The following is a 10,696-nucleotide window of genomic DNA, read 5'->3' as shown; positions in this document are numbered from 1 at the left end:
CACAAAGATTTTAGTTTATTAACACCCCCCGGACCCCCCATTTCAACAATAGTAATAGCTAATAAATATTCTTTCATTGACCAAAGGAAATGACGAGGTGTAATATACCGATTTGTCTGCCCTGCACTATTGTAACGAAAACCTCAACGGCAAAAGGCAAAAAAAATAGTATTTTTGCAAATAATGCAACCTACTCAAAAAACAGACATACGCAGTTTATCACCCGATAAGCTAAAGGAGCATTTCATTTCTATTGCTGAACCGGCCTTCAGGGCTAAGCAGGTTTATGAATGGTTATGGGAAAAATCATGTACTGATTTTGAGGAAATGAGCAATCTCTCCAAATCCCTTAGAGAGAAATTAAAGGAAACTTTCAGCATCAATAATGTTAAAGTACACCAGTCGCAGTTCAGTTCTGATAAAACCATCAAAAGCACCTTCATGCTTTTTGATAATAACATCATTGAGGGCGTATTAATTCCGGCTACCGACCGTATGACGGCTTGTGTAAGTTCGCAGGTTGGCTGCAGTCTGACCTGTAAGTTTTGCGCCACCGGCTATATGGATCGTAAACGTAATTTGAATGCAGATGAGATCTATGACCAGGTAGTTCTGATCGATAAGCAGGCAAAAGAAAACTATCAGATCCCATTAAGCAATATTGTATACATGGGTATGGGTGAGCCACTTTTGAACTATGCGAATGTGCTCAAGTCGATTGAGCGGATCACAGCAAAAGATGGTCTGAATATGGCCTCGAAGCGAATAACCGTTTCAACTGCTGGGATTGCAAAAATGATCAAAAAACTGGGAGATGATGAAGTAAAGTTCAATCTGGCACTTTCTCTTCATGCTGCCAATGACGAGAAACGTAATACGATCATGCCTATCAATGAGCAAAATTCATTAAAAGCATTGGCAGATGCTCTGAAATATTTTTACTCGAAAACAAAAAGCGCGGTTACCTACGAATACATTGTCTTCAATGAATTCAATGATAACCTTACAGATGCGGAAGAGCTTGTTAAATTTTGCAAACATATCCCATGTAAGGTGAACATCATTGAGTATAACCCTATTAGCTTTGCCGACTTTGAGAATGCCGGTATCGACAAGATCGAGGCTTTTGCTGCACACCTGAGAAAAAGCGGTATTAATACCAATATCAGAAGAAGCCGCGGAAAAGATATAGATGCTGCGTGTGGACAATTGGCGGTAAAATCCTGATTCTGTTCTGATTCTGACTTTCGTCAGAATGACACTTGCATCAGAATGACTTTGATCAGGATTACTTAGGTCATAATAGCTTTTAATTACCGCTAACTCAAAAATCCACTACAGTACTCTGAAAAAAGCAGTTGAGATCTTTAACTTATGATCATGAAAAAGTTATTAAGCTATTTCAATGATCTGATCGCTCTGTTCTTTCCGGAACTTTGTGCTGCCTGTGGCCGGAGCCTGTACAGAAATGAGCGGGTTATCTGCACCAATTGTATTTACCACCTTCCCCAGACTAACTTTCATTGCGACCCTGAAAATAAAATGGCCAGGCAACTTTGGGGCAGATTTCCATTTGTGCAAACCATTGCATTTCTATACTTCCGTAAAGGGAACAGAATACAAAATTTAATGCATCAGCTGAAATACAAAAAAAACACGGAAACAGGTATTCGTTTGGGTGAGCTTTATGCATATGAGCTAAAAAGATCAGAGCATTTTAAAAGAGCAGATCTGATTATTCCAGTACCTCTCCACCCTGCAAAGTTCAGAAAACGGGGCTACAATCAAAGTGAATGTATCGCAAACGGTATGTCAGTGTTCTTGAACATCCCGGTGAGTACTAATAATTTAATTCGTCATGAAAATACTGAAACTCAAACAAAAAAATCACGTTATGCGAGATACGAAAATCTAATAAATGCATTTTCTATAAAAGATAGGGCAGAATTCATTCATAAACATATTATGCTGGTAGATGATGTAATGACTACCGGAGCAACACTTGAAGCATGCAGTATCAAGCTATTGGAAATTGAAGGAGCAGAGATCAGTATCTGTACAATAGCTTATGCTGAGTAAGTTATAAAAATCTCGTTTTGAAAAGGCATTCCTGATGGTTAATCTCAAGCCCGGAGTAATGGCTAAGCAAAGGCAAAACCTGAATCAATAGTTTCAATAAAAAATGATTGAAACCTAAATTCACTCTTAACGTAAAAATGTATGAGAGCGTTAATTAAATTGGAAAGCTGCAATTCTTTATGGATAGCAGCTTTCCTTTTTTATTTATTAGTCTTTAACACTAAGAAATGTTTTGATCTTATTATAAAGATCAATAGGAACAAAAGGCTTGATCACAAAGCCATCCATTCCACATTCACTAATAGTTTCCAGTTCATGCGCAAATAAAGAAGCTGTTAAGGCAATTATAGGCACCCTTGAATGATGTCCTCCCAGCTTCCTAATGGCTTTTGAAGCCTCCATTCCATCCATAACCGGCATATGAAGATCCATAAGGATCAAATCATAATTATTCATCTGTGTTTTTTCCAGGGCAATTTGTCCATTCTCCGCAAAATCAACCTGAACACCCCATTTAGCCAGTACTTTGCTCGCAAGCAAACGATTGATTTCATTATCATCAACAACTAAAATATTACCAGATAAGGGTTGAATTTGGGTTTTGTTTTCTACTTGCATATTAGATTGCACTGAACGATTAAATTCTATTATAAAACTAAATACCGAGCCCTTTCCAAGTTCACTCTCAACAAGGATCTGAGAATTATGTAGCTCCAAAAGACTTTTAGTAATTGCTAATCCAAGTCCTGTGCCACCATATTTACGTGTTGTATCTGTATCAGCCTGGGCATACGATTGAAAAATATAATCAATTTTATCTGGTGCGATTCCTATTCCCGTATCCCTGATCTCAAAACGCACTTTAACAGACTTTTTATTCTCTTCAAAGAGATCAACCTTTAATTTTACTTCACCCTTTTCTGTAAATTTAATTGAGTTACCCAACAGATTAATTAGTATCTGATATAAACGGGTATTATCCCCCATTACATACGTAGGAATTCTATGGTCAATTTCTGACTTTAAAATAACTGCCTTTTCCGCAGTTCTAAACTGAAGTGAGTTCAATGTCTGTGATACCAGATCCTTTAGATTCACATTAACACTTTCAAGCACCATATTACCGGTTTCTATCTTTGTGAAATCCAGTACATCGTTAATTAAATTGAGCAGATTTTGTGCAGAAAATCCCAAAATTTTCAAATTTTCAATTTGCGATTCCGTAGGGTTGTCATCCATAAGAATATGAGACATCCCGATAACTGCATTTAGAGGTGTCCTGATTTCATGACTCATAACCGAAAGAAAAGTTTCCTTCGCTTTGCTAAGCTGTAGTGCTTCTTCACGAGTTTTGATCAATTCCTGCTCTGCAAGTTTCCTTTCTGAGATATCATTGATAATTTCAACCTGCTGATCAAGGCTTCCATCCTTATTAAACGTTGGGGTATTCGAAATGGCTAACCAAATCGGTGTGCCGTCTTTTTTGTAACTTAATAATTCTATATAAGATGGAATGCAGTTTATTGCTTTTCCCCTGGCTGAATTAAGTAGGGCACGGTCAGTACCTTCGCCTGCCAGAAGATCCCCTGGACGTGTATTTTTGAAATCTTCAAGAGTATACCCTGTTAAATCTTCAAGCGATTGATTTACCCATTTAATCTTACCATCACTGCTGCTTATTGCTACACCATTTACTGTCTTACTGGCAACCAGCGATAGAAGAGTAAGTTGTTCCTCTACATGCTTGCGTTCAGTAATATCAATGATTATCTCTACCTGTCGCTCAATATCATCCTTGTCGTTCAGAATTGGAGTTGTAGATGCATTCACCCAAATTTCTGAACCGTCTTTTTTGTAAAGCCGTAAGTCGATATTGTAAGATTTTTTTTCATTTAAAGCATTTTCAGCAACTTCTAGCGACTGTGTATCTGTTAGCTTACCAACAAGAACATCCCCCAGACGCTTGCCTACTAACTCGCTGAATTTGTATCCAAGCATATTTTCCAGAGCCTTATTAATCCAGGTCACCTTGCCATTACCATCCCTGATTACAATTCCACTTGAAGATTTACTCGCAACAGTTGAAAGAATCTCAAGCTCCTGCTCAGTTTTTTTCCTGGCAGTAATGTCAATAATTACTTCTACTTCCTTCTCGATCTTTCCATTCTTATCTAATAAAACAGAATTAAGTATCGACAACCATATTGGACTACCATCCTTTTTGTAAGCAAGCAGGTCAACTGAAAAAGGCTTTTTGTTTTTTGTAAATTCTCTGGCCTGCCTGATCACTTTCAGATCAGTTTCTTTGCCTTTTATAACATCCCCCAATTTACGACCTTTCAGATCCGAAATTCCGTAACCTGTAATTGTTTTAGTAGCATCATTTACCCAAAGTACACGGCTTTTTTCATCACAGATAACAACGCCGTTATTAATTTTGCTCGCAACCAGAGACAGCTGTTCAAGCTCTCCAACCATTTTCTTCTGATCAGTGATATCACGGCCATTGGCAAACCACTTTTCATTTTTAACAGAAATAGACCAGCCCATCCATTTGGTAGAGCCGTTCTTTAATTTTATTCTTCCTTCAAGCTCAAAACCTTTTTTCCCACTAGCCAGACCCTTTTCTATGATCGGTACCATGGCATACATGTCTTCTTCAAAGAAGAAATCCCAGATCGGTCGACCGACCACCTCTTCAGGTGTATATCCAAGCAATCTTTCGACCACGGTATTCATCAACTGGATCTTTCCGCTACGGTCTAAAATACAATGGAGCTCTGCAGAACTGTTGAACATGGTACTGATATCTTCATACTTAAGTATCAGATCTTTTAGCGCTATATTTTTTCGCCTTGATTCAAGATGAGAAACAATACCTTGTGCAAGGATACTTAAAGCATCCTTTTGCATGTGATCCAATTCCCCCGGAACAGTATCGGTAACGCTTAATACTCCCAGAACACCACCATCAGGACAAATCAGGGGGACACCAGCATAAAAACGTAATTTTTTGTCTCCTGAAACACAGGTTAGCCGGGATGAACGCGAATCTTCCAGCGCATCCTTTATCTCAAGAATCCCTTTCCCCCGAATGGTAAATTGACAGAACGAATCCAGTAGAGGCGCACCTTCCGGGTTCGTTCCTTTTATTGACCTAATAGATAGATGTCCAGAATCTATTATGCTTATTTTAGAATTGGGCTTATTACATATATAACAAGCCAATCTGGTTATGGACTCATATTCACCCTTTGGTAACAATTCCATTATCTGGGAATCATTAAGAGTATTTAATCGAAAATTTTCATTTTCACTGCCCACAACGATTTGATTCATATTTTAAAAAAAAATAATCTATTTAGTATATAAAGGATGCTTTTCCATCATCTCATTGACCTTCTTACTCACTTTTTTTGCATTGGATGCGCTTTCAGGATTTGTGATGACCTCATCAATTAGATCAACGATTTTTTCCATATGCTTTTCCTTAAGTCCCCTGGTACTTACTGCTGCAGTACCAACTCTTATGCCAGAAGTAACAAATGGTGATTTATCATCGAAAGGAACCATGTTCTTATTAACAGTAATAGCCGCCTCACCTAATGCATTTTCTGCATCCTTTCCGGTAATATTTTTATTTCTAAGATCAATAAGCATCATATGATTATCGGTTCCACCAGAAATCAACTGGTAACCGCGGCTAACGAAGGCTGCAGCCATTGCTTCTGCATTTTTCTTAACCTGTATAATATATTTCATATAATCGTCACTCAAAGCCTCTCCGAATGCGATTGCTTTTGCAGCAATTATATGCTCCAAAGGGCCACCCTGTGTACCCGGGAAAACTGCCATATCCAATACGGAAGACATCATCCTTAATTCACCTTTTGGAGTTTTCTGTCCCATTGGATTTTCAAAATCCTGTCCCAACATGATCATTCCACCCCTTGGGCCTCTCAGTGTTTTATGAGTTGTAGTAGTTACCACATGACAATACGGAAGCGGATCGTTTAACAAACCCCGTGCAATCAGTCCGGCAGGATGAGAAATATCCGCCATCACCAAAGCACCGATCTGATCTGCAACAGACCTAATGAATTTATAATCCCAATCACGCGAATAAGCAGATGCACCACAAATAATAACTTTAGGCTTCTCCTTCAATGCAACTTCCTCCAATTTTTTATAGTCAATTAGTCCGCTTTCGCGATCTACACCATAAAAATGGGGCTTGTATAATTTACCTGAAAAATTTACAGGAGAACCATGTGTCAGGTGACCGCCATGCGAAAGATCAAATCCTAATATTTTGTCTCCAGCGTTAAGCAATGCAAGCAGCACGGCAGCATTTGCCTGTGCACCAGAATGAGGCTGCACATTAGCCCAGCTTGCGTTAAATAATTGTTTTGCACGTTCAATGGCAATATTTTCAACCTCATCAACAACTTCGCAACCTCCGTAATACCTCTTACCGGGTAAGCCTTCTGCATATTTATTGGTTAGCACTGAGCCTGCAGCTTCCATAACCTGCTTGCTTACAAAATTCTCTGATGCTATTAATTCAAGACCGGTTTCCTGGCGCTCCTGCTCCTCATCTATCAGGCTGAATATAAGTTTATCTCTCTTCATGGATGGTATAAAGTGTTTGGGTTGTATAATATATTAATAAAACGAAGTGTAAAAATACAAATTAAGAATTGATTGAACTGATTTTAGATTCAATCCAAAAATTATTATATCCTAATCCGGTTTGTATAGAAATCAGATCCTGCTGCAGCATTTCAAGCATTGCTAAAAAATTATAAACAAAATGAACTTTGTTTTCAGAGTTTGACAATAAAGACTTGAAATCCAGCCTTTTATTTATCGACAGGAGCTGATCTATTACCTTCTTCTGAGTTTCGATATGATAAGGGTACTGTTCAACAATATGCTCCTGTTTAATATCCCTGTTTAAACTCCTTTGAAAAACTTTGTGATAAGTAAGCATAAGTTTATAAAGATCAAAAGATTCAAGTTCCTCTCCGGGCTCAGCAATAAGAGCAATTTGCTGAAGCTCAGCTGCAATATTTCCCCGCTTGTCCTGCTTAAACCGCTCAGCTTCAAATTCTCTGAGCTGCTCAGCTACTTCCTTAAATTTTTTATATTCAATGAGCTTCTGAATCAGATCACGTTTCAGATCTATTTCATTACCTTCATCATCCAGATCAGGCCGTGGCAGGAGCATTTTGGCCTTTATGCGCATCAAAGTGGCTGCAACGAAAATAAATTCGCTGGCTACCTCAATGTTCAATGAACTCATCTGATGCAGGTAATCAAGAAAATCATCAGTTATTCGGGCAATTGGAACATCCTGAATATCCAGCTCATCTCTTTCAATAAAGAATAAAAGCAGATCAAATGGGCCTTCAAACTGTGGAAGCCGTATCTCAAAACCATCTGTGGAAACCATACGTATATCCAAAAATAAGAATTTGAATCCAGTTATGACATATTAGATATAAGCTGACACCGAATCCATTGTATTTAACTGTTTAATACAAACTGTCCTTATTTAACTACTTACTACGTATAACGAATAACTTACTACGTATAACTTACAACTTATAACCTACAACTTATTGACAAATAAGTTATTTTTGCACATCAAAATATTATAATCCTACATGGAAGTTAAGGCGGGCGAATTTCTGAAACAGATCAATTATCCTTCAGACTTGAGAAAGTTTAAAGAGGAGGATCTTGAACGTATATGTTCAGAACTTAGGCAGTTTATTGTTGATACTGTTTCGGTAAATGGCGGACATTTCGGCTCCAGCCTGGGTGTAGTTGAATTAACAGTAGCACTTCATTATGCTCTTAATACTCCATATGACCAATTGGTATGGGATGTTGGGCATCAGGCTTACGGACATAAAATTTTAACTGGCAGAAGAGCTTCATTCCATACAAACAGAATATATAAAGGACTGAGTGGCTTTCCAAAACGATCCGAAAGTGAATACGACACCTTTGGAGTTGGTCATTCATCTACCTCAATTTCAGCTGCTTTAGGGATGGCTGTAGCCTCCAATTATAAAGGTGAAAAGGATAGGCAACATGTTGCTGTAATTGGCGATGGAGCAATGACAGGCGGAATGGCATTTGAAGCACTGAATCATGCAGGAATCGAAAATTCAAACATCCTGGTTATCCTGAACGATAACTGCATGTCTATCGACCCGAATGTTGGTGCATTAAAAGAATACCTTACAGATATAACAACATCAAAATCCTATAACCGTTTCAGGGATGATATTTCTCATGTGTTATCAAAGATATCTGAACTAGGTCCAAACGCCCATGAAGTTGTCAAGAAGATTGAAAAAAGCATTAAAGGTGGTCTGTTAAAAAAGAGCAACTTTTTTGAAGCACTTAAATTCAGATATTTTGGCCCTATTGACGGGCATGACGTAAAACATCTTGCAAAAGTACTAAATGACTTAAAGAATATTCCGGGACCGAAACTGTTACATTGTGTGACAGTAAAAGGCAAAGGCTATTCATTAGCAGAAAAAGATCAAACAAAATGGCATTCACCGGGGCTTTTCGACAAAATTACCGGCGAAATTCAAAAAACTTTAACAGATAAACCTGCGGCTCCAAAATATCAGGATGTTTTTGGTCATACTCTGGTTGAACTGGCTGAAAAAAATTCGAAGATCATGGGGATCACTCCTGCCATGCCTTCAGGTTCTTCCTTAAACATCATGATGAAAGCTATGCCGGATCGTGCTTTCGATGTTGGTATTGCTGAGCAGCATGCAGTTACTTTTTCGGCCGGGCTTGCAACACGCGGCATGGTTCCCTTTTGTAATATCTATTCAACATTTATGCAAAGGGCTTATGATCAGGTAATTCATGATGTAGCCATACAAAAATTAAATGTTGTTTTCTGCCTTGACCGTGCAGGATTTGCAGGTTCTGACGGGCCAACTCATCATGGCGCCTATGACCTTGCCTACATGCGTTGTATTCCTAACATGGTCGTTTCAGCTCCGATGAACGAAGAAGAGCTGAGAAACTTGATGTTCACTGCTCAGCAGGAAAATATGGGACCATTTAGCATCCGTTATCCCAGAGGAAATGGAGTTATGCCAGAATGGCGACGCCCGCTTAAAGCAATTGAAGTTGGAAAAAGCAGAACGATCTGCGAAGGTGAAGATATTGCCATTCTTACTATCGGCCATATCGGCAACGAGGCCGTAAAAGCCTGCACTGAGTTAAATACGGAGGGAATTCACCCTGCACATTATGATATGCGTTTTGTAAAACCTATTGATGAGGAATTACTTCACATGGTTTTCAAAAAATACAAGTATGTCGTAACGGTTGAAGATGGTTGTCTTCAGGGTGGTATGGGTACTGCAGTTCTGGAATTTATGGCTGATAATAATTATTCATCGACCGTTGTCAGACTTGGAATTCCTGATCAGGTTATCGAACATGGTGAACAACCTGAATTATGGGCTGAATGCGGATATGATGCCCTGGGAATTGTGAAGACCGTTAATAAATTCGCGGTAAGCAGGGCTACCAAGACTATCGCATCCTGACAAGTAAATCTATCTTCATCAATCCCTGAATAATTTCAAATGGACCATTCTGCTTTAGAGCAAATCATTGTTTGCCCCGCCTGTAAAAAATCATTGACGAAGGCAGTGGATTTATATACATGTATAGATGAAAGCTGTCGTTCGGCTTATCCGGTTTTTAATGGGATCCCTATTTTAATCAACCCCAAAAATGATCTTTTTGAGCAGAAGGATTTTGAAACTAAAGGCGACATATTTTTTAAAACCTATTCTAATCCCTTAATCCGTTTTCTTAAAGACATCCAGCCTGATGTCACCTTTAATAATGTTAGTGAAAAAAATTATTTAACTATCTCGAAAATACTGCAAAGCTCCGGCCATATACGGATCTTAATTTTGGGAGGCAGCGTTGACGGAGTCGGAATTAAACATCTCAAGAAGGTGCTTAAAGAAGGTGACCTCCTTGTTGAAACCGATGTTTCTTATGGCCCTAATACAACGGTTATTTGCGATGCACATGAGATTCCATTTGCCAGCGAAAGTTTTGATCTGATTATTGCCCAGGCAGTTTTAGAACATGTCCTGGATCCTTTTCAATGCGTTCGTGAAATGCATCGTGTACTGAAAAATAGTGGCCTTATATATGCTGAAACGCCCTTCATGCAGCAAGTGCATGGCGGAAAATATGATTTTTTACGATTTACTGACTTAGGCCACCGAAGGATGTTCAGAAATTTCAGGGAAGTACAAAGCGGGCTGGTCGCTGGAGCAGGCTCCGCGCTTACATGGTCTTTAAAGTATTTTTTAACCAGCTTTGCAAATAGTAAGAAAGTTGACCGCATCCTTAGCTACGGCGGGACTTTCTTGTTCTTCTGGGTAAAATATTTTGATCTTATCCTCAATAAAACCAAGGGGAGTATAGACGCAGCGAGCGGCTTGTACTTTCTCGGAAAGAAGGAGGAAGGATATTTACTAAGCGATAAGGAACTGCTTGCCTCCTATCGGGGGTTCAGATATTCATCAGAGAAGTAGAAACAGAC

Annotated in this window: 7 protein-coding genes; 4 read left to right on the top strand and 3 right to left on the bottom strand. The window is 38.8% G+C overall.

Features of this window, described 5'->3' with window-relative positions; translation table 11 throughout:
• The first annotated feature begins 183 nt into the window (after positions 1–183).
• Together rlmN and BLR27_RS16960 are read left to right on the top strand one after the other, a co-directional pair.
• Complete coding sequence (rlmN, locus tag BLR27_RS16965; protein WP_090706874.1) at positions 184–1,227, top strand: 23S rRNA (adenine(2503)-C(2))-methyltransferase RlmN; 1,044 nt, start codon at positions 184–186, stop codon at positions 1,225–1,227.
• Between the two features lie 153 nt (positions 1,228–1,380).
• On the top strand, positions 1,381–2,079 hold the full coding sequence (locus BLR27_RS16960; RefSeq protein ID WP_090706876.1) for a ComF family protein: 699 nt from the start codon (positions 1,381–1,383) through the stop codon (positions 2,077–2,079).
• A 207-nt stretch (positions 2,080–2,286) separates the two neighbouring features.
• Here BLR27_RS16960 and BLR27_RS16955 read toward each other — a convergent pair whose 3' ends face one another.
• From BLR27_RS16955 to BLR27_RS16945, 3 genes are all read right to left on the bottom strand, one after another.
• The gene (locus BLR27_RS16955; protein ID WP_090706873.1) at positions 2,287–5,418 is read right to left on the bottom strand and encodes a PAS domain S-box protein; all 3,132 of its coding nucleotides are present in this window, start codon (positions 5,416–5,418) and stop codon (positions 2,287–2,289) included.
• Between the two features lie 18 nt (positions 5,419–5,436).
• Positions 5,437–6,711 carry a serine hydroxymethyltransferase gene (glyA, locus tag BLR27_RS16950; RefSeq protein WP_090706871.1) on the bottom strand — a complete coding sequence of 425 codons (1,275 nt, stop codon included), beginning with the start codon at positions 6,709–6,711 and terminating at the stop codon, positions 5,437–5,439.
• A 61-nt stretch (positions 6,712–6,772) separates the two neighbouring features.
• Positions 6,773–7,546, bottom strand: coding sequence for a segregation and condensation protein A (locus BLR27_RS16945; RefSeq protein ID WP_317040501.1), 774 nt, complete (start codon positions 7,544–7,546; stop codon positions 6,773–6,775).
• A 202-nt stretch (positions 7,547–7,748) separates the two neighbouring features.
• On the opposite strand from BLR27_RS16945, the gene dxs reads away from it, so the two are divergent.
• Both dxs and BLR27_RS16935 read left to right on the top strand, forming a co-directional pair.
• Positions 7,749–9,677 carry a 1-deoxy-D-xylulose-5-phosphate synthase gene (dxs, locus tag BLR27_RS16940; protein ID WP_090706866.1) on the top strand — a complete coding sequence of 643 codons (1,929 nt, stop codon included), beginning with the start codon at positions 7,749–7,751 and terminating at the stop codon, positions 9,675–9,677.
• Between the two features lie 39 nt (positions 9,678–9,716).
• Positions 9,717–10,688, top strand: a complete 972-nt coding sequence (locus BLR27_RS16935; RefSeq protein WP_090706864.1) for a methyltransferase domain-containing protein — start codon at positions 9,717–9,719, stop codon at positions 10,686–10,688.
• Positions 10,689–10,696: the final 8 nt, after the last annotated feature.

The sequence above is a fragment of the Daejeonella rubra genome (assembly GCF_900103545.1).
In the GTDB taxonomy this organism is placed as follows: domain Bacteria; phylum Bacteroidota; class Bacteroidia; order Sphingobacteriales; family Sphingobacteriaceae; genus Daejeonella; species Daejeonella rubra.
Note: the sequence above shows the minus strand (reverse complement) of the source record. Positions and strands in the feature narration are given on the sequence as shown.

Coding starts and splice junctions, on each gene's coding strand:
- BLR27_RS16955 (WP_090706873.1), bottom strand. CDS start 5,418: ATGAATCAAATCGTTGTGGGCAGTGAAAATGAAAATTTTCGATTAAAT.
- BLR27_RS16960 (WP_090706876.1), top strand. CDS start 1,381: ATGAAAAAGTTATTAAGCTATTTCAATGATCTGATCGCTCTGTTCTTT.
- dxs (WP_090706866.1), top strand. CDS start 7,749: ATGGAAGTTAAGGCGGGCGAATTTCTGAAACAGATCAATTATCCTTCA.
- rlmN (WP_090706874.1), top strand. CDS start 184: ATGCAACCTACTCAAAAAACAGACATACGCAGTTTATCACCCGATAAG.
- BLR27_RS16935 (WP_090706864.1), top strand. CDS start 9,717: ATGGACCATTCTGCTTTAGAGCAAATCATTGTTTGCCCCGCCTGTAAA.
- glyA (WP_090706871.1), bottom strand. CDS start 6,711: ATGAAGAGAGATAAACTTATATTCAGCCTGATAGATGAGGAGCAGGAG.